This window comes from Paenibacillus sp. BK720, from assembly GCF_011761545.1.
Classification (GTDB): Bacteria; Bacillota; Bacilli; order Paenibacillales; family Paenibacillaceae; genus Pristimantibacillus.
Genome location: NZ_JAASRQ010000001.1, coordinates 1,445,783 through 1,470,696, shown reverse-complemented (window position 1 = coordinate 1,470,696; position 24,914 = coordinate 1,445,783). Strand labels below are relative to the sequence as shown.

Annotated in this window: 28 protein-coding genes; 1 reads left to right on the top strand and 27 read right to left on the bottom strand. The window is 52.8% G+C overall.

Going from position 1 to position 24,914, the window contains the following annotated elements:
- Nucleotides 1-20: 20 nt before the first annotated feature.
- The 16 genes from FHT67_RS06615 to FHT67_RS06545 all read right to left on the bottom strand — a co-directional run bounded on the left by FHT67_RS06615 (nucleotide 21) and on the right by FHT67_RS06545 (nucleotide 12,595).
- The gene (locus FHT67_RS06615; protein WP_167196573.1) at nucleotides 21-422 is read right to left on the bottom strand and encodes a hypothetical protein; all 402 of its coding nucleotides are present in this window, start codon (nucleotides 420-422) and stop codon (nucleotides 21-23) included.
- Between the two features lie 27 nt (nucleotides 423-449).
- Entirely contained in the window at nucleotides 450-1,226 is a 777-nt protein-coding gene (locus FHT67_RS06610; protein ID WP_167196570.1) for an SHOCT domain-containing protein, read from the bottom strand.
- A gap of 309 nt (nucleotides 1,227-1,535) precedes the next feature.
- On the bottom strand, nucleotides 1,536-1,718 hold the full coding sequence (locus FHT67_RS06605; protein ID WP_167196567.1) for a hypothetical protein: 183 nt from the start codon (nucleotides 1,716-1,718) through the stop codon (nucleotides 1,536-1,538).
- Nucleotides 1,715-3,760 (bottom strand): minor capsid protein, encoded by a 2,046-nt coding sequence (locus FHT67_RS06600; RefSeq protein WP_167196565.1) that lies wholly within the window; start codon nucleotides 3,758-3,760, stop codon nucleotides 1,715-1,717. Before FHT67_RS06600 ends, FHT67_RS06605 begins: the two co-directional genes overlap by 4 nt.
- A gap of 35 nt (nucleotides 3,761-3,795) precedes the next feature.
- On the bottom strand, nucleotides 3,796-5,421 hold the full coding sequence (locus FHT67_RS06595) for a phage portal protein (protein ID WP_167196561.1): 1,626 nt from the start codon (nucleotides 5,419-5,421) through the stop codon (nucleotides 3,796-3,798).
- 138 nt (nucleotides 5,422-5,559) lie between these two features.
- Nucleotides 5,560-7,260: a terminase gene (locus FHT67_RS06590; RefSeq protein WP_167196558.1), complete on the bottom strand. Its 1,701-nt coding sequence runs from the start codon at nucleotides 7,258-7,260 to the stop codon at nucleotides 5,560-5,562.
- A gap of 48 nt (nucleotides 7,261-7,308) precedes the next feature.
- Complete coding sequence (locus FHT67_RS06585) at nucleotides 7,309-7,842, bottom strand: helix-turn-helix domain-containing protein (protein WP_167196555.1); 534 nt, start codon at nucleotides 7,840-7,842, stop codon at nucleotides 7,309-7,311.
- A 165-nt stretch (nucleotides 7,843-8,007) separates the two neighbouring features.
- Complete coding sequence (locus tag FHT67_RS06580; RefSeq protein WP_167194556.1) at nucleotides 8,008-8,913, bottom strand: hypothetical protein; 906 nt, start codon at nucleotides 8,911-8,913, stop codon at nucleotides 8,008-8,010.
- Nucleotides 8,914-9,121: 208 nt separating this feature from the next.
- Nucleotides 9,122-9,511: a hypothetical protein gene (locus FHT67_RS06575; RefSeq protein WP_167196552.1), complete on the bottom strand. Its 390-nt coding sequence runs from the start codon at nucleotides 9,509-9,511 to the stop codon at nucleotides 9,122-9,124.
- A 303-nt stretch (nucleotides 9,512-9,814) separates the two neighbouring features.
- Nucleotides 9,815-10,261, bottom strand: a complete 447-nt coding sequence (locus tag FHT67_RS06570) for a hypothetical protein (RefSeq protein ID WP_167196550.1) — start codon at nucleotides 10,259-10,261, stop codon at nucleotides 9,815-9,817.
- 4 nt (nucleotides 10,262-10,265) lie between these two features.
- The gene (locus tag FHT67_RS06565; RefSeq protein WP_167196548.1) at nucleotides 10,266-10,592 is read right to left on the bottom strand and encodes a hypothetical protein; all 327 of its coding nucleotides are present in this window, start codon (nucleotides 10,590-10,592) and stop codon (nucleotides 10,266-10,268) included.
- Between the two features lie 85 nt (nucleotides 10,593-10,677).
- Nucleotides 10,678-10,893 (bottom strand): hypothetical protein, encoded by a 216-nt coding sequence (locus FHT67_RS06560; RefSeq protein ID WP_167196545.1) that lies wholly within the window; start codon nucleotides 10,891-10,893, stop codon nucleotides 10,678-10,680.
- Entirely contained in the window at nucleotides 10,883-11,080 is a 198-nt protein-coding gene (locus tag FHT67_RS29670) for a hypothetical protein (RefSeq protein WP_208403126.1), read from the bottom strand. Before FHT67_RS29670 ends, FHT67_RS06560 begins: the two co-directional genes overlap by 11 nt.
- The gene (locus tag FHT67_RS06555) at nucleotides 11,073-11,537 is read right to left on the bottom strand and encodes a hypothetical protein (protein ID WP_167196542.1); all 465 of its coding nucleotides are present in this window, start codon (nucleotides 11,535-11,537) and stop codon (nucleotides 11,073-11,075) included. Before FHT67_RS06555 ends, FHT67_RS29670 begins: the two co-directional genes overlap by 8 nt.
- Entirely contained in the window at nucleotides 11,524-12,006 is a 483-nt protein-coding gene (locus tag FHT67_RS06550) for a hypothetical protein (RefSeq protein WP_167196541.1), read from the bottom strand. The genes FHT67_RS06555 and FHT67_RS06550 overlap by 14 nt, the downstream gene beginning before the upstream one ends.
- Nucleotides 11,996-12,595 carry a hypothetical protein gene (locus FHT67_RS06545; protein ID WP_167196538.1) on the bottom strand — a complete coding sequence of 200 codons (600 nt, stop codon included), beginning with the start codon at nucleotides 12,593-12,595 and terminating at the stop codon, nucleotides 11,996-11,998. The genes FHT67_RS06550 and FHT67_RS06545 overlap by 11 nt, the downstream gene beginning before the upstream one ends.
- 106 nt (nucleotides 12,596-12,701) lie before the next feature.
- Here FHT67_RS06545 and FHT67_RS06540 point away from each other — a divergent pair, with 106 nt between their 5' ends.
- Nucleotides 12,702-12,995 carry a hypothetical protein gene (locus FHT67_RS06540; protein ID WP_167196535.1) on the top strand — a complete coding sequence of 98 codons (294 nt, stop codon included), beginning with the start codon at nucleotides 12,702-12,704 and terminating at the stop codon, nucleotides 12,993-12,995.
- An 18-nt stretch (nucleotides 12,996-13,013) separates the two neighbouring features.
- Here FHT67_RS06540 and FHT67_RS29910 read toward each other — a convergent pair whose 3' ends face one another.
- The 11 genes from FHT67_RS29910 to FHT67_RS06490 form a co-directional block, all read right to left on the bottom strand.
- Nucleotides 13,014-13,355 carry a 3D domain-containing protein gene (locus FHT67_RS29910; protein ID WP_243866912.1) on the bottom strand — a complete coding sequence of 114 codons (342 nt, stop codon included), beginning with the start codon at nucleotides 13,353-13,355 and terminating at the stop codon, nucleotides 13,014-13,016.
- Nucleotides 13,340-13,717: a hypothetical protein gene (locus tag FHT67_RS29905; RefSeq protein WP_243866910.1), complete on the bottom strand. Its 378-nt coding sequence runs from the start codon at nucleotides 13,715-13,717 to the stop codon at nucleotides 13,340-13,342. Before FHT67_RS29905 ends, FHT67_RS29910 begins: the two co-directional genes overlap by 16 nt.
- A 90-nt stretch (nucleotides 13,718-13,807) precedes the next feature.
- Complete coding sequence (locus FHT67_RS06530) at nucleotides 13,808-14,275, bottom strand: hypothetical protein (RefSeq protein WP_167196530.1); 468 nt, start codon at nucleotides 14,273-14,275, stop codon at nucleotides 13,808-13,810.
- A gap of 9 nt (nucleotides 14,276-14,284) precedes the next feature.
- A complete protein-coding gene (locus FHT67_RS06525; protein WP_167196527.1) occupies nucleotides 14,285-14,863 on the bottom strand; it encodes a hypothetical protein in 579 nt (192 codons plus the stop codon).
- Nucleotides 14,824-15,210 (bottom strand): hypothetical protein, encoded by a 387-nt coding sequence (locus FHT67_RS06520; RefSeq protein WP_208403125.1) that lies wholly within the window; start codon nucleotides 15,208-15,210, stop codon nucleotides 14,824-14,826. Before FHT67_RS06520 ends, FHT67_RS06525 begins: the two co-directional genes overlap by 40 nt.
- Before the next feature lie 52 nt (nucleotides 15,211-15,262).
- Nucleotides 15,263-17,953, bottom strand: coding sequence for a DNA polymerase (locus FHT67_RS06515; protein ID WP_167196521.1), 2,691 nt, complete (start codon nucleotides 17,951-17,953; stop codon nucleotides 15,263-15,265).
- Between the two features lie 46 nt (nucleotides 17,954-17,999).
- Nucleotides 18,000-21,089, bottom strand: a complete 3,090-nt coding sequence (locus tag FHT67_RS06510) for a DNA primase small subunit domain-containing protein (RefSeq protein WP_167196517.1) — start codon at nucleotides 21,087-21,089, stop codon at nucleotides 18,000-18,002.
- Between the two features lie 68 nt (nucleotides 21,090-21,157).
- Nucleotides 21,158-21,877 (bottom strand): hypothetical protein, encoded by a 720-nt coding sequence (locus FHT67_RS06505; RefSeq protein WP_167196514.1) that lies wholly within the window; start codon nucleotides 21,875-21,877, stop codon nucleotides 21,158-21,160.
- Between the two features lie 105 nt (nucleotides 21,878-21,982).
- Nucleotides 21,983-23,704 carry a DEAD/DEAH box helicase gene (locus FHT67_RS06500; RefSeq protein WP_347880075.1) on the bottom strand — a complete coding sequence of 574 codons (1,722 nt, stop codon included), beginning with the start codon at nucleotides 23,702-23,704 and terminating at the stop codon, nucleotides 21,983-21,985.
- Nucleotides 23,686-24,207, bottom strand: a complete 522-nt coding sequence (locus FHT67_RS06495; protein ID WP_167196512.1) for a hypothetical protein — start codon at nucleotides 24,205-24,207, stop codon at nucleotides 23,686-23,688. Before FHT67_RS06495 ends, FHT67_RS06500 begins: the two co-directional genes overlap by 19 nt.
- Entirely contained in the window at nucleotides 24,207-24,788 is a 582-nt protein-coding gene (locus FHT67_RS06490) for a hypothetical protein (RefSeq protein ID WP_167196509.1), read from the bottom strand. Before FHT67_RS06490 ends, FHT67_RS06495 begins: the two co-directional genes overlap by 1 nt.
- Nucleotides 24,789-24,914: the final 126 nt, after the last annotated feature.

The window sequence follows — 24,914 nt, the reverse complement described above, 5'->3', positions numbered from 1 at the left end:
TGCTATGGTTCATGCGGTTATTAAATTACGCGAATTGCGCCGGCAAGCTTAGCGCCGAATGCTTCGGTATAGCCGATCAGCATTCCCTTATAGACGTCTGCGCGAAGCAGAACCTGGCCTACGATGCGGTCCGCATTGCCGCCGCTGTCCTTGGATTCGAATTTAACCGACTGGTCAATAATAACCGGGTTATCGTAGCCCGTCGGGAAGGCACCAGCGTTGTCTGCGTACTTCTCGTACTTGCCGGTCGTAACGTTGCGTACCAGGCATGTACCCTCCAATACAAGCTCGTTTGCAGCAAACTTGCTACCGTCCAGCGTGATACCGTTAACCAGGTAGCTGTAGCTTGTGCTTGCTTTAATCTCGCGTGCGCCCAGGACCTGGGTACGGTGAATCTGTCCATCATAGTTACCTACTGGCATTTTGTGTTTCCCCTTTCGAATCGTGTTTTATTGTTTCTTAATGCCCAGCCGCGCCAGGGCTTCCGCTACAGTGGCTTCGCCGGCCTTATTGCCCCCGCCGTTACCGCCTGTACCTCCGCTGCCGCCTGGTGTTTTACCGGAAAAGCCGCCGCCTTGCTGGTGTTCGTCGTCCTGGTTGCCCGGGCCGCCGTCGCCGTTCGGCGTTTTGAATAAGTAAGGCTCTTGTTTGGCCAGCTTGGAGATTACAGCCTGGACGCTGCGCGCCGTAGGTAGACCGGTTTCGTCGTCGAAGTCGAGCTGGTCCTCATATTCGCCCATAGCCCGTACAATATGCGCTGGGTTGTGTGGCTGATACCGGCCAGCTGTTTGCAGTACCGCGTTCTGCAGGGAAAGGTCCTTTACTTGGGTTTCCAGCGTTTTAGTTTTGCCTGCGTCCTTCCGCAGCTGGGCAATTTCTTGCTCAGTCGCTGTAGAGCCTTTACCGTCGGATTCCTTGCCGATCTTGACCAGTTTTACTACCTCGTCAACTAGGCCCCTATTTTCTACGTCCAATTCGATACCAGCCTTCTTAAGCGCCTGGCGAAGCGTACGGCGCCCTACGTTAATAGCCATATGGTCCATATCTGCCTGGCTATAAATCAACTTGTCGCCGGTATCCGCCTTCGGATCGTACTTAAGGGCATCGTCATATTCGGCCTGGTCCAGGTCGCCGTCGTCCAGCAGGTCCTTAACCTTCGCGTCGTACTGCTCTTTCGTGATCTTACCGGCTTTGTATTTCTCCTGCAGTTTCTTAAGCCAATCCATAGGGCCTTCCTCTCCCGCAGTTAAAGGGCTGCTACCCCCTGCGCCCCGTTCTTCCATGCGATACGGGTAAAACGCTTAATAAGCAAGGGCGCCGGCTGTATCTGGCTTCCCTTTTTAGTGCCCTGGACTGTCTGGCCTGGCTGTGTTTATCCTTTTTCAGCGGCTTGCCGGTGATTGAGTTGATACGCTGGGGCGTATTCGCCGGCAATGCAGGCTTACTTTTTCGTGTAATATGTGTCCAGCGGTACAGTCCAGGGCACGAAAAAGGGCCAGAAGGTGAAGCCCCTCTGGCCCTTGCTTGGTATTTGTTTAAATGCTTATATCAGAATCCGCCGGGTTCTTGTCATAGTAAAAGGTCCATAGCGGTTTTCCTGTTTTGACGGCCTTTTCTACGTTCGCCATAATGTTGTCCATGCTGTCGCCAATCCCCATTAACGGCGGTTCTTCTCCGAACTTTTCCAGGTATGCGTTCCAGGCTTCTTCATGTGTCATGCTTTCGCCCCTTCCTCGATTAGCCCCAGGAAGGCGTTTAATATATCCGGGAATATCTCCCGCATAACGCCTATTGATTCCTGGTTATTGCTAACGTGCATTTCGTATAGGTTAGTAAATACTTCCGCTTCGGTCGTTCCGTCACGCTTCCAGTAGTCCTTCGCATGGCCCATACCGCCGCTTATCAGCTTTTCCGTTATGCCGTCAAATATATCGGAAAGACCAGAATACCGGGCATCTATGATAACTTTACCGTCTACTCGGCTTACGGCTTTGTATTCGTGCTGGACCTTCTGTACGACCAACTGCATAAAAGATACAGCCGCTTCGTACTCCGCTTTTACCTCGTCCTGCTTGGCCTGCGTCTTGTACTTCGCCTTCGCTTTTATGTACCAGGTGCTTTTCGACTTCTTAAGCTGATCCACAAAATATGCTTTAGCAGCTGCTACCGCCTGGGCGAACTTACCTACGCCGCTGGCATACTTGTAGCCGTCCGGTATGTCTTGTCCGGTCAGGTGTTTTGATAGTCCATAATCCAGGCCATGCCCTACTTCGTGAATCAGCGTCGTTATAGCTTGCTTGTAACCTGGGTCACTTTCTCCAGCCTTGAATGAATCTAGGTAGCGCTGTGACATAGCTACGGTATGGCTGCTTCTCATGTAATAGCTTCCACCCGTTGTAGGCTCCATTTTGTAAATAGATCGCTTGTATAGCTTTCTGGTAAATTCTACAAAAGTTTCCGGAGCTATGTCCATAGCTTTAAAGAATTCGCTGGCCGTTACCGGGCTGTCGAAGTCGTCGGCCGTCAGGTCCTGGCGAAGCAGGTCTGCAGGTCTTTTAACCGGCGGCGGATCCTCGGCCGGCTTCGGCATAGGTTTTTTGCTGGAAGCGTTGTCCAGGTCGTCCTTCGCCGTCTTAGCAGCTGCAGGCTTCGTTATCCGACCGCTTGGGATATTGTAGGCGTCGTCGTCCTCTCCGGGGCGTAGGTAGCGCTTCGGGTTATCCTTCGCCAGGCTTTCGTCCAAGTTAGGCAGGCCGCGTTCCTTTGCGTATTCCCTGTAGTCCTTCGCCTTCGTGTAGATCCGTTCCCCGAATTCGTCTTTAGCGTCCCCGTCGCCCCTGGCGATCCGGTCCCTGACCTTCTCGCTTACGCCCGATACTACAGGGCTGTATTTGCAGCGGCAGTTCGGATGGTTTGGTATCCGTTCGCCGGCTCGGCCAGGCCGTTCTGGTGTATCGTAGTCCAGTTCGTATACCTGGCCGTCATTCCTGGCGTCCTTCGGTGCCGTTCTGGCGTCCAGCGTTGCCCGCCAGCGCTTGCCGTCCAGTAGGTCCGCATTCTGCATGAAGGTATGGCTGCTGGCCTGGCTGGCCGCACGGTTCATTTCCGTGCGTGCCAGCCTTACGCTGTTGTGGTAGCCTTCGCCCGCGACTTCCTGTATACGCCTGGCGGCCCGTTGGACGTCCCAGCCTTGGCCTACTGCTTCGGTTATGCTGTCCCGCATCTTGGCGGCCAGGAAGGCCGTATTAGCCCGCAGCCGTTCGCTGTAGGTTGCGCCGTCCGGTAACCATGGATTAGCCAGGACGCCCATAACATGACCGTAAGTAAGCGCCGGCGTAATGATAGACAATTGTGTGGCCTGCTCCAGCGCCCAACTATGCCATACTGCGCTTTCTGCGTACGTATACGCCAGATTGTTACGTAGGACGTCTTCCTGGCCGCGCAGCTGGTATATTACCTTTGCTACGTGCTGGCGAAGGAATTGCAGCCGTTGGCGCTCCCGCAGCCGTGTGTCGTCCAGCTGGCCGTCTTTGTCGGCGTACTGGTCGTACAGGTCCTGTATAGCCTGCGAAAGCTGCCGGCCGATCCGCTGCCAGGTTCCTTCTATGCTGCCGGCGTATTGCGCGGCCCGCTTGTCCAGGATTTCCTGGTACTTGTCTACGTAGCCATCCATGTCGCGTTGCATACGCTCCAGGACTTCCTTCTGCCTTCGTTTTTGCTCGGCCGTCCTAGTGAGCGGCTTAGGTTTACCTGTCGGCATCTATGCCGCCCCCTTGTTTTAACGTTTCGTAAGATTTATTCCATCCCGGTTTCTTCTCCTTGTCCCTTCTGGTTGGTTCCCTCGTTGTTTACTCGACTGAATTCCCCGCCTAGCCCTAGGGCGTCCAGGTTTGCCTGGCTAGCCCTTTTCGCGGTGTCGTCTTTCTGCTTTTTCATTTCGTCCAGGGCTGCCTTCGGATCCGATACAAACCATAACAGCTCGTACAGGTAACTATCCGGTACCTTATCGGAAAGCGTGGCCACAATTTGCGCAATCTCCAGAAAGTTCTGCGGCACATTTCGGTTTATGGTTACGTCTATCCAATCGCTGCTGTACAAGTCGTTCGCTACCGGGTTCTGCAGCTTCGCCTGAAAGTCTTCGGGTAGCTGTCCGTTACCTGCTAGCTTTCTTGCGTTAATAAAGTCCGTCAGGATCGTAAGCAACTGCTTAATCGTACCCCGTAAGTAGGTTTCTTTCTTGCCGGCCTTAATGTCCAGGCCCGCGTATTTAACCTTAATTTCCGTTGCTGTAGCTCCTGATAGGTCCCCTAGCTTCGGAATGCCGCCTAGTTCGTACATGGTATCCTTTGTACGGTCCAGGAAGTTTTCTACAGCGCCGTCTTCCTGGGCTGGCTGAATGTACTCCGCATCAGACTCTACACTTTTAAGGGCAATAGCCCGCGCTTTACGCATGGCCATAACCTCGCCCTGGGCTTCGTCCTTTGTGCCCCCCAGCTGTACGCCTTTTAGCTTAAGCAGCTGGTCCTGCATGCGGTCTACAGCGTTCGCCTTGTCGCTCATACTTTCCGCATACTCTACGATCAGCGAAAGCAACCCGCCTGCCAGGTCAGATACGCCGGCTTTCTTCTTCCTCTCGCTGTACCTCGCCGGCGTTCCATTCCTAAAGATGGCAACCGGTATACGGCCTGCCTTATGCTCGACAATATTCGGTGTGTCTTCGGGATCTAGGGTGAAGTTTTCTCCTTGATCGTCCCCAATAGCGCTAATAACGTACCGGGTATCGTATATCTCAGCCTTATAAACAAGGTGTTCCTGGTCCGCCGTCGGGTCCGCTATGTCGATTTGGTAGAAACGTACGACCAGGCGCAACCGGCCCCGCGTATCGTATACCGGTACGATTTCCTGGTAAGGGAATTCCTCGTAGTCGATATTCCCCGACTCGTCTACCCAGCCGATAACGTAAGACATGCCCGTGACGCTGCCCTGGGTCAACATTTCCCGCAGGACGCGCTGCGCGTCTTCGTTTTCCAGAAGCTGCAGCAGTTCTTTCCTGTACTCGTCCAGGGTCGCCTGGCTTACGTTGCCGTCGATCTGCTTCGGATCCTTCATAGACCAAACAATAGGATTACCTAACAGATAATCTACCGGCGTATCTATCAGCAGCTGCGCGTAACTGGCCATAAGTTTATGGTTAACGTCGTCTCCCCTGCTCTTGTCCCGCTGGTCGATTTCCTCCAGGTCGCCGTCGTAAGTAGCCTGGTACAGTTCTACCTGCTGGTCCTTGACTAGCTTCTGGTGATCCTGCATTAGCTTGGTAAGCCAGCCGCTATTCCCTGTTACCCATGCTGCCGCTGCTGCCCGCGCCCCTTCCAGGGTGGCCTGCTTATCCAATAATTCAGGCATCCGGTTTACAACTGCCATAATGACCCCTCCTTTCTGCTTCTGCATAAAATCAGCATTTTGTCGTAAAGTACAACATATCTGAAAACCCGCGTTATTACGGGGTTTTTCGTTTGGTGTTTTTTCGCTTAGGCTGATGATTTGTACTTTTTGTATAATTTAGCCACCAATTGCTGCCCGATTGAAGGCTGTTGCTTTCCATTTGTCAGGGTCTTTGATTCCCTGGGCGGCCCGGATCAGCAAGAACATGGCCATAACCTTATCGTCATGCGGTACATGCCCAGGCTTACGCGGTTTGGTGTTTCGCGGTACGTGGAAGTTAATCTTTTGCGCTTTCTTCGCTTCGCGTACCAGGTTTTCCAGCTGCCACTTCGCTTCTTCCCACTGGTCAGCCTGCTGTATGTCATTCATCGGACGGCTAGGCATGCGAAAAAGGCCTGCATGGACGTAACTGTAGGCCAAGTACCCTAATTTACTTTTGTTGTCGTCGCCTTCCGCCTTAAACTTATAGGCTTCTATGATCTGTTCGGGGAGCTGCTCAATTAGCCAATGGGCTAGCGGTTCGCCGATACCGGTAGCGTCACATACACCGCCAAGCGTCTTCCAGTGATTCAGGATCGTTTTTATCTGCATGCGTTGTTCGCTATGCGGCCGGCCGATCCACTGATAGAAGCATACCGGTACTATGGATCCGTCTGTTTGCAGCTCCCCTATTACCAAGTCCGTAGCGTCTCGCTTGTGCATGCCGGCGTCTACCTCTTCCGCTACGTCTGTCGGATTTTCCTCCTGGCCGGCGACGTCCAGGGCGAATATGTACCGCCCGCCTGGCCTTGGCCCTTGCCGCATGCTGTGCTGGCCGTTAAATATGGCCTTGATCTGCTCGGAATCGAAAAAACGCCCTATGCTATCTACGAAGTTAAGCAGGTACTGGGTCTGGATCGCGATATGGTTAATCCCCAGCCGCGCTACTTGGTTATCGAACGCTTTTTTGTAATTCTCGTTACCCGAAGCTATAACGCGGTGCGCGTCGATCTTAAATACCAGCTTCGGCCGGTATTCCAGTTCCTGTTCCAGGCGCTTTTCCAATTCGTAAGACTGCAGCATAGCCCTGTATATGTGGCTTTCCTTCGTCCAGGCTACGCCCCAAAAGACGGTAGTCGCATTGTTAAAACTGCCCATAGGCTGCGCGTCCCGTTCCCACTTGGCGCTATCTATGTCCTGGGCTTCGTCACCTTCAAGAAGCGTATAGGCCGTCTGTGATGCGACGTTAGCCGTAGGGTTGATCGACAAGAACGCCCATTTGTTAGAATCGCGGGGTTTTCCCATGTGGTACTTATAGCCGTCCGACTTACGGAAAAGCTTCTTTGTCAGAACGCTACCTGCCAGGCCCCCAGCGTCCGGGGCGTCGGCCCCTTCCAGGCGGTCCATGCTGGCCTGTACCTGCGGCTTATGTACCGGGGCAAACTTAACGCCCGATACCTTTACGCCATGGTACCAGCCGTACAGCAGCAGATACTGTTCGATAAACGCGCTTTCTTCGTTCTTGCCGCTTTGGCGGGTCTGCATAACAGTAAATTGCCAGCCCAGCCCCTGCAAGCAGCTGTACAGAATCGCGTCGCATACCTCCAGCTGGTAGTCGAAGGGGTCATTACGCCGCATAAGGCGCCAGGCTTCGCGTAGATTCTCCCGCAGGAAGATTTCCCCCAGGGCGGCTATCGCATTATATGGCGCCCCCTGCCAGGCTTCCCTTACTGTCTGTGGTACGGCTGTCATGGTAGGCGCCCCGCTTATCGGGTCTACGTCGTCCAGGTAGTTAAAATCGACCGCCTTACTGTAGTCCTTTTTTGTGTTTCTGGCCAATGCCCCTTCCTCCTTTCCGCTGGAATAGAAAAAGCCGCCCGAAGGCGGCTATATGTTTTTCCATGTTCTTCTGTTTATTGCGTCACCGATCGTTACAGCGTTTACGCCGTACCTTTCGGCTAGCTCCTTCATCATGACACCGCCCAGGGCGTATTCCTTCCGGATCTCCAGCACCTGGTCAGCGGTTAGCTTTGTACCAGCTGCGGTTGCCCTTACTATGTGCCGCGTCTTACGTTCCTGCTTCCAGGCTTTGATTTCTTCGGGCGTCGTGTACTGTGCTGCTTCGGCGTCGTATTCTTCCAGGCCTTCCCGGATATGCCCCCAGGACTGTCCTGTAAGAAGGTAGCCCAGGGCGCTGCGCGATATACCGTAATCTTTTAGCAGCTGCGCTCCTGTCTTCTGACCGCCGTAGTACATACGCCGTATTTCGATTACCTGGGCTTCGGTAAGCTTGGCCCTGCTGTGCTTTTCGCCCTTGGGTGCAGCTGCTTTACGCGTTTTGGCCTTATCCTGCTCCAGCCAGGCCATGTATTCTTCCAGGCTTCCGAATTGTCCGGTAAGGTTCGTTATTTTGCGCCCCATGCTTCCCCTTCTTTCGTTACATGTATATAACGATAATAAAACAATCGTTACACCTAGTCAACGAAATAGGTAGGCGAAGTACCAATAACCCCAATGTCGTAGGTTATTAATGCTAATAAACATGCAATTAATACGCTGCATAAAAATGCAACGTAAAAATAGGCTTTATTCTTCGGGCTTTTCGGCCCTATTTTGTGCTTTTCCGCCCCAACTTATCGAAACTTTGCCCTGGCTTGCTTGCTGCAGTTCTTTGTTAATTGCGCTCATAAGATCGTCGCCTGAACCTGCAGAAAGCCTAGCTTGTTTCTCAATAAGCCGGCCAAGCGTGTTAAGCGCGCGGTCCAGCGTTCGGTCTTCCAGCGTTCCCGCATGGTAATAACTACGGCTGCTGCCTTCTCCTTCGGAAAAGTACACTTTCGTTTGTCTGTCGGCGTATAGCGTAGCTTCTTCGTGCGTCCGATCCGCTACCCAGCGTTCGACTTCCTCCAGTTTCCTTTCGCCGCATTTCAGCGCCTGGCAATATCCAGGCTTCCCTTCAAGCTCACCGCGTACATAGATCGTACCGCAGTCCGGGTTCGTGCATTTATATTTAATAAATTCTTCTGCAAGTTTTTTCTTGTAGTAGCTATCCCATTTACGCTGCCAACCGGATAAGTAGGTTACCAGCTTAGCCTTAAGCAAATAGATTTCATGCTGCAGGTTGTAGGTTTCGGCTTCTATCTGGTCTTCGTATATCTCGCGTTCTTCTACGCTCAGTACCCGGCTGTACAACCCATGTTTGCGGCCGTTCTGCGCTGATATAGCCTTACCTTCGGCCGTTCGCGGCCCGGTATTCTTGCCGCCGCAGAATTTACATCGCCCGCGTCCTGGGTGCTCAGTACCCATACCGGCCAGCGATCGGCAGAACCCGCCGCCCTTCTTTTCGGTCTTCTTGCCGCCGCAGCATAATACCGGGTTTCCCTGGCGTAGCTCTATGCGGTTCTTCTCGTCAGCCTTCGGGTGCAATTTAAGTTTTGCTTCCATGTCGTAAGGGTCCGGGATCTGCGCCGGCGTCCCTCTTAGATCGGCCATAAAGGCGCCCCCTTTTTCGTGGAAATAGAAAAGCCGACCCAGCGGGCCGGCTAAATGTAGAAGTAAAGACTTCTTATAAAAAATTCGGTTCGTGAATGGGGACCAGCGAAAGTAAAAACGCGACTTTTTTCCCCTGAAAAACATTAGCTTGTGCCTGGGCACAAGTACAGCACATTACATAAAATATACCGTTTTAAGACCGATTTTGTCAACCCTGCATTACTCGTTCATATAGCCGGTCTATAGCAGCTGCCTTTCCGTTCATGTTGATATAAATATACTCGGCTGCCAGATTGCAGCGCTGGTAGTAAACCGCCTTCGAAACGCCGAGGACCTTAAGCGCGTCCCCTACAGGTAGCCTACCGGTCCACCGGCACTTAACTACCGCCTGCATAAACGGCGATAGCTGGGCTATGGCGTCGTCCAGCATGATCTTATTAATTCTTCCGCCGCTAACACCGTCCTGCGACTTCTGCCCGGTATTGATCGGGACCGCGTCCGGATTCGGCAGCTGGTCGCCATGTTCCAGCGCCTGGTAATTATCAAGCAGCCGGCGTATGTTCTTTTTCGATATGAAACCTTCAATCCTCGGCCGCATGTGCAACCTCCTAAAATATGCCATTTGTTAAATTAAGAAATTAACTATATATAGTATATATATATATATAATAAATATTAATAATAATAATAATATTAAGTAATTAATAAATACTTACCGTCTTCCTTTTCTTCTTTACTGCTGGAGTCATTTAATAACCGGGATTCACAAAGATAAATATATATAAGTTATCGAAATCGAGTGAGGGGTACTTTTTCTTTTTTCGTTTTCGTTTTTATTTTTTCTCTTAAGTACCCCTCACCTATTTTTAAGGATTTATATATATTCTTTCGAACCCTGTAGCTATTCCAGGTAGACGTCGCCGGCCGTTTGCCTCGGCCCGGGGCAATAGTGCAGCCCTGTTGCATTCCCGCAGTACGGGCAACGTGGCGCGCTTTCCTTATCCTCGTCACATAAGTTCCGGTGCGCGTATGTCGCTTCGTGCAGCATACGTTCGGCCTGCGCCCAAGGGTCGCATGGTATGGACTCAGCCGTACCGGTTACCGTGTATGTGGATCCGCCAGGCACCAGCTTACCCTGGTCCTTCGCCAACTGCCCTACGGCGAACGCGGTCGATAGACCAAACAGGCCGGCGATCCGCAGCGCTTCTTCCTTGTCGTGCCCCTTGCCCAGGTAAATGTCCGTCGCATGCTCTGGTCTATCGTCTGGCGGGCATAGTGTCCAGCGCCCGAATACGTGATAGCCGCTAGGACTTTCTTCCAGCCGTATTTTAAATTCGCCGCGTTCCATATCCTTAGTCCCCCATTTCGTATTCGCGGGCGATCTGCGCGCCCTGCGTGTCGAAGTCCTTACCTTGGCAATTGTCGCAAGTTAATGCGGCATACTTCTCTAGGTCTACTTTTGATTTCCCGTCGCATACCGGGCTAGCATCACGTATAATTACCTTCACTTCCTGGCTTTCTACTTCGCCAGACGTAAAGCCCCGCAAGAAGTATTTACTTATTACTTCCTGCGTGCTTTCAATTAACTGCTCCCGTGTAATAGCCCCGTAGTTACTAGCTTCTTCTACAAATTCGGCCGGCGGATTAATTACCGCGCGGGCCATAACAATGACCTTCATTTCATGCCCCCCATTAGAAGTAAAGACTACATTAAGAAGTAAAAACTACTAAAAGTAAAGACTGTGAAAATAGAAGTAAATACTTTTATAATTTGATCTCATTTGCATAGGACATGTCGCAGCTCCAGACTGTAATTACCTCGCCGTCGTGGTCCCTTTTTACATCGTAGGTACGCCATCCACTTCCAGAATTAACCTTTTCAACAGTGGCCAGCCAAGGTGTAGCCGGTGCCTTTTGTCCGTCAATTACCTGCCAGCTTTTAAGTCTTACGCGTGCGCCTTCTTTCGGTCTAATTGCCATTTCGCGTCCTTCCTTTCTCGGTTAACTGCAGAAAGGGGAATTGCTCCCCTTCCTGTCCTCGTGGTTCGAATTCGACGTACCCGGCCTGTACCAGTTCGCCCAGCCATTTATCTAGCTGGCCCGGTCCCAGGCCGCCCGATTCGCCTACGATCCATAGCAAGCCTTTCAGTATGCGGGATTTATCCATTATCTGCAGGTGGGTAATTGCTCGCATACTCTACTTCGTACTGCCCCGGGTTGTTCCATTTCTCGATAACCTCCAGGACGGTGTAAGGGTTATCCATTCGGTAAGTTTGGGCCAAGTTGCCGGCTAGGGCTACCAGGCTTACCATAGGCCCGTCGGTAACTGTGGCAAGGTGTAGTAGCCTTTCCGCGATCTTTACCTGGTCGTCTATCGGCGTACCAGGCGCCGGCCATTGAGTGGATCCGATACGACGGGCTTCCTGCAGGCTCCGCAAGGCTTTTAGTTCCTGTTCCGCCTTCCTGGCGCGCTGTACGATCGGCGATACCGCTTCATGCAGGTAGTGCAGCTGCTCAAGCTTCCAGCGGTCCGGAGCTTTAACGCGTACGCCCAGGTCTTGCAAGCGACCTAGAATAACCCGGCGATGCTGGATATGATTCTCTGTGTCCTTACGTGTTGTCATGCGTTCCGCCCTCACCTCGGCCTGCGTAGCAGTTTACTACCGCCGGACGTGGAAGCAAGCCATACGGCCTGCGTTCCAACTCCTGCAGATAATAATTTTCTACCTCGTCTGCTCTGCGATCCAGGCTCACCAGCGCCCAGCTAATCGCTTCTATTGCCTGTTCCTCCGCTGTAACGTTGCTGCCGGCGTCTCGGGTCAGCGGGTAGAAGTGAATATGCAGTAGTTCGTGGACCACAACCTGTTCCATGTCGTACGGCAGCAGGTTTGCTGGGTCCCAGTCGTTCGCTTCGGTCATGCGGATCAGCGCCCGGCGCTTGTCTTCGAAAATATGAATACGGCCAATGTCCGCGCCCAGGTTATAGCCCCGTTCGAACATAATTTCTACCTGCCAGTCCATTAGGCGAAGCTTGGACTGCCAATACCGCAGGCGGTCTTCCAGGGCTTCCATGCTCAGAAAATTATTTCTCATTCCAGATACCCCCAGCTGCACGCGCTGTCTTATCCGAAGGGCTAAAGTGTGCTGGCGGTGTGGCCTGCTCTGCGTAGTCGATTACGTACATATGCGCCTGTTGCTCGTCCCCGATCTGCGCCGGCGGAATAACTACGGTTCCCTGGATCCCTTCGCGCTGCAGCAGCTCGACGGAAACCTGGGCCAATGCGTTAGGGTCCAGCACTTCCAGGGCCGGAGCTTCGTTCACCTCATACGGGAGCACGTAGAAATATCCGCGCAGGTAATGGGTCAGCATGCGAAGCTGCACCGGATTACCCAGGTACTGTACGTCACCGTTAAGCGTACCCGGCCCTTCTTCGATCGGCAGCTGCTGTACGCCTGCTAGGTTAACTGGCATTTGCACTTCTTCTTCCCACAATTCAATGCTTTTTACTTCACTCGGATCCTGTATGGCGATCATGCGGCCTGGTAGCTCTATCAGTCCTTCGTGGTTGCTGTGCAGGCGGTTCTCCAGCCAGTCGTAAGCCAGGTTAAGGGTGCCGGCATGCTCGGCCGGTACTTCGAATTCGTAGCGGCGGTAAGGTGTAATAATGAGTGCTTTAATCATTTGTAATAACCTCCAGGTAATTTGGTATTAGAACCGTACAATTGATTTAACAGGCTTTTATTGGTAAAATATGTCGAATCTAGTTAATAGAATAAGAGGTGCATACATGCTAGTAGTCATTCAGCAACAGGTATACGTGGAAGGTAAATTAAACACTGTCAGGAACGTTCACAAAGAATTTGAGACTGATTTTATCCCTCGTATAGGCGATTTTTATGAAGATAGTGCATTCAAGGATCCCTATCATTTTGAGGTCACTAAAGTAATTTTCAATTACCGGGATAATTACGTCACAGTGTATATCAAACCTATAATTCTTCCTCCTAATTTAAACCAAGAAAAAGTTATTGATTATGTTAAAATGATGCAGCGCCATGATTGGAAATGTAATGTTCTCTAATAGTGACGCATACCGGGGCTAGTTAGCCCCGGGCTTATTCCCTTTGTCATTAGTACCCCATTCAATTACCGTTACTTCGCAGTGCTGCCGGCCCCAGTCCAGGGCGTCGTCCAGCTCGTCGTAATACAGGTCAATATGATTTCCTTTAATGGCTCCGCCGGTGTCCTCGACGGTGTACGTTGCCTGCAGTCCTTCTATCTTGACCCGGGTACCGATAGGCAGTACGCGCGGATCCGCCGATATTGTTCGGCCCTGCTTAACGGTCGTACCGCTGGCCGTAATGCCGTAGCCTGGTTCGCCCTTATGCTTCTGCGTCGATTCATAGCCCGCGGTATACGCGGTAATTAAGAAACGGCCCATAACAGTATCGCTATGACTACGTTTACTACCGCTGCCCCCGATAGCGCCCCGATCAGTAGCCCGGTCTTGAATGCGAACCGGTTCCCCTTGCTTAAGCGGTCCCGCAGGCTTTTTATCTGCCGGTTGTTCGCTGTGTTTAGAAGCTTCTCGGCTTCCCAGGCATTCCTGTAGCGCTTTGAAGTCTCCTGCTGTTGCTGTAGCTTTTCTTCCAGTCTGCTTTCCGTCAAATGCCCATAATCCTTCTCGTAAAACATTGCTGCCCGTTCCTTCCTGCGTTGCTTTGCTTGTCGGTCCTTGGCCCGCGTCCGTTTCTTGTCTTTCTGTCGCTGCTCGTATCCCTTGCCTATGTTCGGCTTCGGCATGTGGTTCCGCCCCCAGTAGTAGAAGTAGGGCTGCTACTTGTACGGTAACGGTCCCCGCAAAAATAGCCACCGCTGCTTTGTTTGAACTCATTAAAACGGTACCCCGGTCATTTGCTCCAGCAGTAAGGCGCGCAGGTCGTCTTCTTGGGGCTTAATCAGCTTTTCGGTTTTTAGATAAGCCAGCCAGGCGACCGGTGTAAATTTATCAGCTACGCGCCAGAAATTCGTTTCTGTAAGTTGCTGCAGCGGATCTACGTCCTGGAATAGGCTGTTCGAAAAAATAGACCATTGGACTGTGTAGTTAAAAAGGTCGATAACAGAATTTCGTACGCCTTCGTCCTTTACCAGCAATTCGCCCCGCGTAATCCAAGTACGGCAACGGTCCAACTTCTTTTCGACTTCCCAGGACCATATCGTACGGGATGCTTCAATCCCCCGCGAACGTTTGTAATCTATAAGAGCTTTCATAAAACGGCTGTCGTAGTCGGTGTTCTTCGCTACAAATACCGCTGTTGCTTCGTCCAGAAAGCTATGCCAGTGTTTTAGAATTGCGTTCATGTTGTCCTCCTATATGCGTACCAGGCTGCCTATTGCTGCCTTCGCCTGGTCGCTCAGTTTGTCCGTTTGTTCTAACCGCAGCGCCCGCCGTAAGGCCAGCGCGAACGGGTTACCATGTTCAGGGGATCCCGTCGATGTGAACGCCTGCAGGTTGTCTTCCTGCTGGATCCGCTCGACCGTCTTAAGCCAGGCAGCCATGCGCTTTTCTCCCAGGCTGTATACAATGCTAACCGCGTCCTGTACATGGTCCATGGCTATTTGATAGCCCACTACGTTCATTTCGGCGGCCTTCGCCTTGGCGAAGCTGTACTTACTGTCGAAGGAAGCGGCGGCCTTCTCCAGCGTTTTCCTTGTCTTGCCTTCGGTGCCTACGCCTTCGACCATTTGAACCAGCTGCAGTTTTTCCTGTAGGCGTGTTATGCGTACGTCGCCCATGCCGTACATTTCGGCCACTGCGTCCAGGGCATGACCTACGCCCATTTCATAGGCGCGGTAGTTGGCCACTATGATTTCTTCCTGGACGAACGTTTTACGGTCTGCCCAGGCATCTATTTGGCGCTGGCGGCGTTTTCGCACGGCTCGGTCCATATCGTGACTTCCCTTTCTTGGAAAAATAATTTCGCTTCCTGTCGGTGGTCACGCCGTAGCGCGATTTCCTCCATAAAGGCCAGGGCCTTCTTAATGGCGTCTTTGTGGTTACCGGCCGCGATCCCGTGTAATCTCTCGGTTTCCCTACCGTCTAAGTCATCCCGATGCGTGTATTGGAGAATATAAGCGGTTTCGGGCTTCTCAGACTCTTTAGGCTTGGATACGGATAAAACCCCTACCCGCTTGTCCTGCCGTTCGGCGCTCACTACCCAGGCTACGCCCCATTTCTCGCTAATCCAGCCGGCGAAGTGTGCCGGCGGGCGTTGTTGGCTCCCTTTCGCTGTCATAGGGGAATGGTGCATCAAGCGCCCCAGTCCTACGTGATTTATGCTCATGGCGTTATGCCCCTCTCTTTTCTCTCGCCCATTGAAAGGCGTCCTGCTTTTTGCCCCAGGCGTACCCTACGCTGCCTTCGGCTTCGATTTTGACCGGAAAGCCTGGAATAGGTGGCTGCTCCATTCGGTCCTTAACCCACTTATGCACCGCGTCTACAGTGTCCGGATCGTCGTCTACTTCGAAAATGATTTCGTCGTGAATTTGAGCGATCATATCGGTATGGCCATGGTGCAGCGGGAAGTACTGCAGCAGTTCGGCTTCGCCAAGGTCTGGACCTAGCTCATCCATGTCATAACGTAGGGTTGTGCCTGCTCCGATCATGTCGTAAACGTCGTTCTGTACGGCCTTCATAACGTCGGCCGCGCTTCCCTGAATCGGTGTATTTCCAGCCTGGCGGCCGGCCGTGTTGCGCTCGTATTTGTTGCTGCTGTTGATTCCAGGCAGCAGTCGCTTATATCCGTAAATCGTTTCGGAATAGCCGGTGTCTCGGGCTTCCGTAACGACGTCAACTTGATACTGCGGTACGCCTGAATAAGCACGTTTTACCGCGTTAACCATGTCCAGGCATTCGTCCAGCGTTTTACGTATTCCGTAGTCTGTTTTAAATACAGTCTGCAGCGCGTGTTCCGTACCACCGTAAGCTATACCGAAGTTTGCCGGCTTGGCGTCAGTCCGTTCCTTCTTCGTTATTTCTTCTGCCGGCTTACCTGTCATTTCTACTGCAGTTGTTTTGTGCATGTCTCCGCCGGTGTTAAATATCTCGATCATTACGCCGTCATTTGCACGCCAGGCCAGGATCCGAAGCTCAAAGCCCGAAAAGTCGATAAAGAAAAGAATTTTTCCCGGACCTGGGATATACAGATTTCGAATACCGAAAGCGTCGTTATCCAGGCGTGGTACGTTCTGTCCGTTCGGCTTACTTGCGTTCAGGCGGCTTGTTTCTGTCCATGGCGTATAGTTGCAATGAATGCGACCTGTAACCGGGTTCTGCCATTTGCCGCGGCCTTCGATATGAGAAGAAAGCAGCGTAGCGTATTTCTGAATCTTCCGCATAAGGCCCAGCAGCTTTATGCCGGCTTCCTTGTGCGGGTGGTCTGGCCGCTGGTGTATCCGAATCGCTTCCCGCTGTTCCTTATCCAGGTTTGGGTCCGTATTCGGGTCGATCTGCTCCCAGCCGTCTGGCAGTCGGACCGCCAGGTACTTTTCTTCCTTCAAGTCGTGCAGCTTGTGCTGCAGCATGAATTCCATATCTATAAGGGCTTCTTCGTCTAAGCTCGGCAAGCGTTCGCCCTTCTTCGTTGGGTCGCCCAGCTTGGCTACCGGTAGTTTCATATAATCAAATATTACAGCCTTCATTTCCCCGGTCTTGCCACCCTTGCCTGGGTTAACCTCTAACGGGTTACCGTCTTCGTCCCGTACAGCTTCGCGTACCAGCTGCTTAATGTCTTCGCTGGCCTGCTCCTGGGCGGCGATTGCTTCCTGGCGCTTCTGCTCGGCCAGGTCTTCGTCCCAGCGCATGCCCCAGTATTCCATAAGCCCGATTACCCGGCCGAAAGGCATTTCGATGTTATCAAGCCAGTCTTCGTACTTCGGAATCTGCCGCGCTACTTCCATCCAATAGTTATCAAGCTGTACCGCGTAATCGGCGTCCTCTGCTGAATATACAAGGCCTTCGCCCTGGCTTGCGTCCAGTTCGTCGAAAAAGTCTACGCCATTACGCTGCAGGATTTCTTCGAAGTTACCCAGTTGTACGCCGAAGGTCTGCAAAGTCTGCGGCTTCAAGCCTAGCCCGCTTGCCGGCTTCTTCGGGTCCGGGATCCGACCGGGATCCACCAACTGAATACAGCGAACGCTGGATAATTGCGGATCCGCGAACGGCTTTTGCAGGTACTTCCCGTACTTGGCCGCGTACTTCACTTCGAAAGGCCCGTTAAAAGCGATCTTACGTACGTCCTTGCTGCGGAAAATTTTCCGGTCCAGCGTATCCATGAATAGCTTCCGGGCAGCTTCCCGCGTTAACATGGGTTCGAATACCTTCCCGCGCTTGTGTTCGATCGGTACGACGCGTACGCGGTGAGGCTCCGGACAGATAGACGCGGTACAGATTTCGCCCTGGTGCGGGTCGAATGGCGTTTTAAGATAAACTTCCCGCTGGAATTCGTACTCGGCGTCCAGGTCCGCGGCCTTCGCTTCCCATTCCTTCGCCCGGTTTTCTGCTTCGCGCCCAATCTTCTTTGCAGCAGCTTCGCGCTGCTTCTTGGTCATTTGCTGTAGTTCCAGCTCCCGGATCCGCCGACGGCCGTCTGCGCGATCTTCTTCTGCATGGTCCAAGTATTCGTCTTTGCGTTCTTGGTACCGGAAGCCGGCCAGCCATTCCTGCCAGCGTTCCTTCGTGTCCCGGCTGGCCGTTGTCTCCCAGTCAAAGCCGAAAGTACCGGTTTCCAGGCAGCGATCCAGCCAGGCTTCCAGCTCTACCTGCGTCGTGATAGGCGCATAATCTTTCACCTGCTGGGGCTTAACCTTGGGCCAAACTATCCCGAAGTCGCCCGGCTTACGCTTCGTCGCGACCAGCTGCGCCAGCTTCTGGCCAGCTGCTACTGGTGCTTCCTTCGTTACTGCCGGCGCTGCTGCCGGTTGTGGCGTAACGCGGGGGGCTAGCTGCTTCTGCTGGCCAAACATTCCCCCTAGCTTCATGTCGTCGCCCTCCTTTACATACATGTAACAGTTATGCTAAAAATTTTTAAATTACATCGTCTTCATGTTCCAGACTATCGAATACCCCATGCTCGAAAAGTTTCCCGATATAGCCGTTAAACTTGGCCGTTTTGCGGTAGCCGCCGCTTGTCTCCTGAATCATTTGCATCTTGGTAAGCGTGGCCGCTATCGACTTCGCTTCTTCCCGTTCAATGGCCATCATGTTTTCGATTGAAGCCTGGCGAACGTAGTTCTGCTGGGCGAATAGCTTCACAAATGCAAAAAACTTCGTATCACTCTTAAGCGTTTCAAGCTTCCGCAAAACTTCCGTAATCTTGTGGTAGCGCTCGTCGGTAATGTCGTCTTCACGAACGGCCAGGCGGGCGTAGTAGTTAAGGCCGCAGCCTGGGGCGTTGTACAGCTCCCGCAGGTAGGCGCCTATGAATTCGACATGACCAGGCCAGACCTGGATCCGTTCGCCCGATTCGTCTACGCTATGCGTCAGACTGGCCAGCGCTACCGCCAGGCGGGCTACCTTGTTACGTTGATCGGAAGGCGATACCAGCGGTACGTCTGTCGCGTTACCGTATACCCGGCTTAACTCCTTAGATACTTCCAGAATCTTGTCGATAGCTTCGGCCGTGAACAAAACGTGTTCAGGCTTCCGCGACCAGGAAAACAAAATGGAATTCTTAAGCGTTTCGCTGTTGATCAGTTTCGGAAAGGTCGGCATATGGCCGCTGTACTTCTCGGTCGGTACGTCGCTGGATTTCATAAAAAGTGCGAAGTCGAAGCGGCGAATATCCTCGTTATTGAAAATGTCACGCAGCGCAGCAACGCCCTGGCCGTACTCGGAAAGCCGGCGGCCTTTAACCGGGTTGCCCGATAGAATCGCGCGGACCCTGCAAGGCGTTTCAGCCGTTACAGCCCGCTTAACCTCTAGGCGGCCGTCCGATCTGGCCAGCGTCATTTCTCCATAGGCGTCCTTCTCTATGCCGGTATCTTCGTCAATCCATAGCATTTCTTTATCGGATCGTGGCCAGGCTCCCCATACGATATACCAGGCGCCGCCGCCAGACCCGGCCTGCTCCATTTTGTAGGTCAGACCGGTACGGCTCGTACTTTCCGCATTTACCCGATTCCCTAGGCCTACGTAGTTCATAACCTTGCTTACAATCTCGCTTTTACCTGTAGCGGTGTCGCCAAGTATTTTCAGTTCAAGCCAGCCCCGGATCGGATCAGAAGCCCATGGGACCGAAAAGCGTAATACGGAATGATAAGTAAGTAGGACGGCTAACAGCGTTTCGTCACGCTCAACGATCTTCGTTACGTTGTAGGTCAGGTCGTTACATAACGCGGCCAGCTTTTCTTCGATTGCTTCTACGCTGTAGTCTGCCGGCTGCAAGGCTGCCAGCTGCTCCTTAACAGGTTCGTCCAGCTTAAAGCTGTCTACGACGTCCTGCAGCGGTTTGGCGTTCTTAATCATAATCGTGGCTTCCATGGTCTTGGGATGAGCGAAAACATACCCGGAAAGCTCATAATATTTGTTTTCGGTTACAGGCAAGCCGCCTACTGCGTAAACCTTCCGCAGTACGTAGCCATTCGCCTTTTCTTCGCTCTCATCGCCTTGCTCGGCCATTGGAATGACTAGCAGCTCGTCTACATTCGTCGTCTCGATTACGTCCGTATTGTATTTCGTGCAGCTTGGGATCCCGGAAAGGGTCCGCAGAATGCCGGTTATGTTGTCGTCATTCGTTGCAGTCATTTGGATTAACTCGCGATCCATAACGCCCAGGTCTCTAAAGTACGTATGGCTTGGAATGTCGTACAGCGGGCAATGCGTTTTCTTGCAGCCCTCGCGCCCCCAGCAATAGTATTCAATCTTGCTTGGGACAATGTAAGGCGTATGCTTCATGCCGGCGACCATAACGCGGGTTTTAACCAGCTTTCCGGTTAACTCTGCGTCGCCCGTCTGTGATAGGTGCAGCGTGGTTGCTGTTTCTTCGTCCTGGTGTCCCTTCTTGATGCAAGGGCACAAGCTGCCGGCGCATGCTACGCGCTCGTATTCGGTGCTTCCTGGTCGCTTCTCACCGTGCAGAGAACGAATAAACGCGCAGCCGAAACGGTAATTATTGTCCTTGTCGTAAACCGCTTCTACAACGCTTTTCGTATTCGCTACGCGCTGGCCAATGTCGTACCGGCTGTCCGCGCTTGTATGCCGCGTAACCCAGTCAACCAGGCTGCGTACGGCTTCTTCTTTCGGGTGGCCAGCTTCTTTGTAGTAAGCGGCCAGCTGTACCGTAGCCTGGTTCCGGTCGCCCTCTTTTTTCCAACCGCCGTCGAGAATGTCCTGGACGCATACCGGCGGGCGATCTTTACGAAAGTTAAATTCTTCTTTCTCGTACCGGGCCGAACTGGTCGCCTGCGCTTCCCGCCATTCGTCCGCCTTGCTTTGGTAGAAGTCGCCAGCTTCTGTACGAAGCCCGCGGGCCCTTACTCGATCTTCTGGTGCTATTACCGGCTGTAGACGCGGCATGCTGGCCTTATTCTTGATTTCCTCCAGCGTGAGGGTCCGTAGTTCTTCTAGCGTCAGTTCGATCTTAAATTTTTTCGTACCGCTATGCTGGCTATTCGGCAGCCGCAGCATGCGATGGTGGGTATATACAGCAAGGTCCAGCGCCCGAAGCTCCAGGCGGTGGATAAGGTAACCAGCGATATGCTTATAAATCTTATGGAGATCCGCGCCTGGCTTAATTCCCAGGGCGTGGTAGTCAATCAGAATATGGAAGCCCTTGCTACCGGAGAAGTAAAGACTAATATCTGTTTCCGCTACTTTCAGGTCGTCCATGAAAAAATCTATCAGTTTTACTGCGTCTGCCTGGCTTACCGCCGGGTCCGTTTTATAGTCTAAATCGAAATACAGCGGGGCTATGAATACTTCGCCCTTCGCGCCCTTCGTCTTAGATGCGAAGCGCTGCACGGTACAGAAGCAGTTAAAGTTATTTGCTGTTTCTTGCTGGTATTTTAGGACGCCTTCCGGATATTCGACCCGCGTCCATCCTACTGCCTGGCCGTTCTCGTTTGTATGCCAGGCGTCTACGTATTTGAAATCCTGCATTTGCGGCTCCTTTGCCATGCTGTGCCCGCCTTCCTTTCTATGAAAAAGGGCCGGAATTACCGGCCCCGTTATTACTTGGGTAATGCTTATCCTTGAATTTCGATACCGTAGTCAGCCGGGTTAAATACGCCCAGGCACTCGAATTTAATACCCAGGAAAGTATCTGTGCTACCCTTGCGGTCGCGTTCTTCGGTTGTCAGACGCGTTACAACTTTGTTAGCGCCAGTTCCGCCTGCTACGCCGATCGTTTTATACTTGCCGTCAAAGATAGACATAGCGTACTGTCCGAAGCCGAACGTATCGCCCTGTGCGAACGACATAAGGTAAATCGTAGGAGCTTGGTCCGGGTGCAGCATAACCTGTCCGTTAGCGCGTACCGGTACGATATAAGCCAATAGGCGAAGCTGCAGGTCGTCAATGCTGTAACGCTCGTAAGCATCTGGGTTATTAGCCAGCCAGTTTTCCAGGTTGGCCTTCGCTACCGCTTCGTCGCGGTCTGCTACGATTAGCTGGCCTTCCTCCGGGCTTTTCTCGGCGCCCCATAGCGTCCAGCGTTTTTCTGCCTTAGCGACTACAACGTCAATGTTATCGCCGTAGCTTACCGTGTCGTCGTGAGACTCGACGAAGTTGCCCTTCTTGCTGATTTTGAGATAAGACCCCATACGTACGTAATCAAGATCCAGCCCTTCGTTCGCTGCCAGGAAGCCTTCTACTTTAGCCTGGATTGCCAGGGCGATATAGTTCGAAGCGTTCACTACTGCCGGTACGTTGTTACCTGCTGCTACTACTTGGTTTTCTGTTGTCATTTGGAATTGCTCCTTCGAATAATGGATTTTTATATAGTAAAGGCCGAAGCCGATTACCCGGTTAGTTCATTACATACATGTAACAGTTGGGGTAAAAAATTTTGCCTACAAGGGCAGGCTACCGAAGTTTAGGAAGTCACCGCGCAGGAAGTCGTTTACCTTGTCGCGCTGGCTCTTTGGTTTCTTCGGTAAGGTGATTCCCAGGCGCTTGTAAACGGTGCGCCGGCTGTAATACTGGTCCTGGAATACGCCTACTTCGAAGTCTACGTAATCGTACCAGACGGCCTTTTTGTGCGGGTTCTGAGGATCCGGGCGCTGGATACGACCTATAGCCTGTTCGACGCCTGCGCCGTTCGCGCTTGCCCTGGCGTCTCCCCTACTCGGCGTGGCCAGGTGTCCCCGGCTAAGATGCGGCATGTCCAGACCTTCGCGGACCAGCTGGCCGGTAGCAAATAGAATATCTATCTGCCGGTCGTAGGCGGCTTCCATCGTGTGTTTACGCTGGGCTGCTGTGACCTGCCAGGCGTTGAATTCTGCAGCGGTGTACTGCTCGATCTTCATCTGGAATACGCCGTTCTTATTACGCCATTCTACAGCCTTTCCCGAATCGACCGCCTGCTGGGCCTTGTGTGCATTTTTGGCGTTGCGCCAGATATGCCGCTGCAGTCCGCCATGCACAACCGCCATACGCGGGATCTGCCCGCCCAGTCGCTGCGCGGCTAAGTCTAGAACCAGTTCCTGCAGCTTCCATAGATAGCGTACGCTGTCGGCCAGAACAATTACCGCGCCGCCCTGAGGCGCTGCTTCTATGCAAGATTCCAGAACCTTTTCTGCTACCAGCTGCGCCCGCTTGTCGTCGGCGATCAGCTCCGCGATCATTTGCGTATAGCTTACGTCCTCACCGCCGGCGTCTATATTGTCTTCGGCCAATTCGTTTTCCGGTCGCCGGTATTCAGTGTAAACGAATTTTAATTCTGGAAGGATTAAACTACCGGCTTCGTGCAATGCTTCGCGCTTTACTTCGTAGCATGCTGGCCCTATACCTCGGTACATGTAGGATTCCAGGAAGTCTTTCCTATTCGGTGTAGCCGTTACCCCCAGGAATTTAGCGGCCGTAAACTTAGCCGCCGTTTCGACGAACTGGACCGCCGGGAAGTGGTGGGCTTCGTCAATCACAACCGCGCCTATGATTCCGTTAAGCGTGTTTACTAGGGTAGGGTTCCGGTCCAGCGTCTGTATAGTCGCTACGATCAGTTTACCGCTGCCCCATTCCAATTTATTGTCGCCGATAACCCCGACCTTACCGACGCCAAGCAAAAACTTCTCTGCAGCTGCTGCAGACTGGTATAGCAGTTCCTTAGTATGGGTCAGCCATAACGCAGGCTGTCCCCAATTCCGAAGGACTGCGCAGGCCATAAGCGTCTTACCACTACCGGCCGGCGCTATGAGTACGCCGCCTTTCTCCGTGGCCGCTTTGATCGCCGGCGCCTGGTAATCGCGCGGCTGGTAATCTTGGTTCCAGCCGCCGAAGTCTACCGGCGGCCTTTCCGTCTGCTGCCAGCTTATTACCTTTTCCTGGCTTACGCCCTGGGCGCGCAGAATGTCCTGCATTTCGCCGGCGAAACCTCTCGGCGCTATAATGTCGCCCATTTCGTTTGAATATAGGTGTAGCTTCTTTTCCAGTCCGTATACGTTTCGCTGCCTGCGCTTTAATACCATTTCGACGTATTCCGGATTGTCTACCGTCAGCGCGTCCATGATAGCCGCGCGAAGCGGTACGCTTGCCCCGCGAATACGAATGTTATTACTTATAACGATTTGTAGCACTCAATCAGCTCCTGTAGGTCATATGCCGGGTTAACGGTATCCTGCCGACGGGTAAGCCTGGCGCAGGGCAATGCCTTACGCGCCAGGTCTTGCCGGTTGATATACTCGACGCCTTGTCGCTGCATGTACCGCAGTGCAGTAACCAGGCGGATGGCGTAGGCTTCGTCCAGTCCCTTTTCCGGGTTGTGGAACGATACGAATACCAGGCCCAGGTTCTTTTCTATTACCCGGTCGAAGTCCAGCAGTCCGGTGACTTGATCGGCCCGCAGGAAGGAAAGCTGGAAACGCTGGCCGGCCGTTCGTTTATGCTCGGCCAGAATGTTTACGCCAGGCAGTAGAGTTAATTCGTCCCCCGGCCGCGTCTCTCCACCGCCGTCCTTGATTCGTAGCCGCCAGCAGTTCGATACGTATGCCCAACTACGGCGCATTTCGTCCTGGAAGTCCGTACCGCGTTGCTGTCGTTCGCGCTGTTTATTTCGTTGGGCGATCTGTTCCTGGTTCATTACTGCCCCTTCGAAAGCCATTCCAGCAGGTGGGCCTGTACACGGGCTTTCATTCGAGCGCTTTCGCTGGCCTGGATAACCGTTTCCCAGCCGTCGCGGGCCTTGAATGATTCGAATTCCAGGGCAGCTATCTCGCCTTCGACTTCGGCCAGCTCCTTACGCTTGTCGCGGCTTACGGTACGACGGAAAGCGTCACGCGCCAGGTCATTGTTAAACGGGTACTTTTGGTCTTCCCAGGTGATTACCTTACCGTCGCTATTGCCGTTAATAATCGCTTCGGCTTCGATCGTCTTAATTTCGTTTTCTAGGGCGATCCGCTTACGGACCAATTCGCCCCGGTTCTTGTAGACGTCCTCGCGGGCTTGTCCCTTCGCTATAATGTCGTCCAGGCTGGAATCAAGCGCGTAGGCCGTCGCTTCGATCTGCTCCGGGGATAACATGCGATAGAATTCTGCCGGCAGCTGCCGAGTCGTTTGAAGCTGTCCAAGCATGGATTCGGCTACTGCTTTCAGGGTTTCGGCCCCGTAGGTCGCCTGCAACTGCTCCAAGGTTGTTTTTACTTTTGCTGCGTTCTCGCTCATGGTTTAACTCTCCTAATCCTGTTAAATGTTCGAATGACATGGAATTCACCGGCTATGGGGCGCCCTTCTTCGTCGAAGGTATGCGCCCGCTGTAGCGTTGTTGTCATGCAGGCCGGGCAGCTTATC

Excerpts from the sequence above, each read along its gene's own strand:
- FHT67_RS06615 (WP_167196573.1), bottom strand. The coding sequence starts at position 422 with ATGCCAGTAGGTAACTATGATGGACAGATTCACCGTACCCAGGTCCTG.
- FHT67_RS06610 (WP_167196570.1), bottom strand. The coding sequence starts at position 1,226 with ATGGATTGGCTTAAGAAACTGCAGGAGAAATACAAAGCCGGTAAGATC.
- FHT67_RS06605 (WP_167196567.1), bottom strand. The coding sequence starts at position 1,718 with ATGACACATGAAGAAGCCTGGAACGCATACCTGGAAAAGTTCGGAGAA.
- FHT67_RS06600 (WP_167196565.1), bottom strand. The coding sequence starts at position 3,760 with ATGCCGACAGGTAAACCTAAGCCGCTCACTAGGACGGCCGAGCAAAAA.
- FHT67_RS06595 (WP_167196561.1), bottom strand. The coding sequence starts at position 5,421 with ATGGCAGTTGTAAACCGGATGCCTGAATTATTGGATAAGCAGGCCACC.
- FHT67_RS06585 (WP_167196555.1), bottom strand. The coding sequence starts at position 7,842 with ATGGGGCGCAAAATAACGAACCTTACCGGACAATTCGGAAGCCTGGAA.
- FHT67_RS06580 (WP_167194556.1), bottom strand. The coding sequence starts at position 8,913 with ATGGCCGATCTAAGAGGGACGCCGGCGCAGATCCCGGACCCTTACGAC.
- FHT67_RS06575 (WP_167196552.1), bottom strand. The coding sequence starts at position 9,511 with ATGCGGCCGAGGATTGAAGGTTTCATATCGAAAAAGAACATACGCCGG.
- FHT67_RS06570 (WP_167196550.1), bottom strand. The coding sequence starts at position 10,261 with ATGGAACGCGGCGAATTTAAAATACGGCTGGAAGAAAGTCCTAGCGGC.
- FHT67_RS06565 (WP_167196548.1), bottom strand. The coding sequence starts at position 10,592 with ATGAAGGTCATTGTTATGGCCCGCGCGGTAATTAATCCGCCGGCCGAA.
- FHT67_RS06560 (WP_167196545.1), bottom strand. The coding sequence starts at position 10,893 with ATGGCAATTAGACCGAAAGAAGGCGCACGCGTAAGACTTAAAAGCTGG.
- FHT67_RS29670 (WP_208403126.1), bottom strand. The coding sequence starts at position 11,080 with ATGGATAAATCCCGCATACTGAAAGGCTTGCTATGGATCGTAGGCGAA.
- FHT67_RS06555 (WP_167196542.1), bottom strand. The coding sequence starts at position 11,537 with ATGACAACACGTAAGGACACAGAGAATCATATCCAGCATCGCCGGGTT.
- FHT67_RS06550 (WP_167196541.1), bottom strand. The coding sequence starts at position 12,006 with ATGAGAAATAATTTTCTGAGCATGGAAGCCCTGGAAGACCGCCTGCGG.
- FHT67_RS06545 (WP_167196538.1), bottom strand. The coding sequence starts at position 12,595 with ATGATTAAAGCACTCATTATTACACCTTACCGCCGCTACGAATTCGAA.
- FHT67_RS06540 (WP_167196535.1), top strand. The coding sequence starts at position 12,702 with ATGCTAGTAGTCATTCAGCAACAGGTATACGTGGAAGGTAAATTAAAC.
- FHT67_RS29910 (WP_243866912.1), bottom strand. The coding sequence starts at position 13,355 with ATGGGCCGTTTCTTAATTACCGCGTATACCGCGGGCTATGAATCGACG.
- FHT67_RS29905 (WP_243866910.1), bottom strand. The coding sequence starts at position 13,717 with ATGCCGAAGCCGAACATAGGCAAGGGATACGAGCAGCGACAGAAAGAC.
- FHT67_RS06530 (WP_167196530.1), bottom strand. The coding sequence starts at position 14,275 with ATGAACGCAATTCTAAAACACTGGCATAGCTTTCTGGACGAAGCAACA.
- FHT67_RS06525 (WP_167196527.1), bottom strand. The coding sequence starts at position 14,863 with ATGGACCGAGCCGTGCGAAAACGCCGCCAGCGCCAAATAGATGCCTGG.
- FHT67_RS06520 (WP_208403125.1), bottom strand. The coding sequence starts at position 15,210 with ATGACAGCGAAAGGGAGCCAACAACGCCCGCCGGCACACTTCGCCGGC.
- FHT67_RS06515 (WP_167196521.1), bottom strand. The coding sequence starts at position 17,953 with ATGAAGCTAGGGGGAATGTTTGGCCAGCAGAAGCAGCTAGCCCCCCGC.
- FHT67_RS06510 (WP_167196517.1), bottom strand. The coding sequence starts at position 21,089 with ATGGCAAAGGAGCCGCAAATGCAGGATTTCAAATACGTAGACGCCTGG.
- FHT67_RS06505 (WP_167196514.1), bottom strand. The coding sequence starts at position 21,877 with ATGACAACAGAAAACCAAGTAGTAGCAGCAGGTAACAACGTACCGGCA.
- FHT67_RS06495 (WP_167196512.1), bottom strand. The coding sequence starts at position 24,207 with ATGAACCAGGAACAGATCGCCCAACGAAATAAACAGCGCGAACGACAG.
- FHT67_RS06490 (WP_167196509.1), bottom strand. The coding sequence starts at position 24,788 with ATGAGCGAGAACGCAGCAAAAGTAAAAACAACCTTGGAGCAGTTGCAG.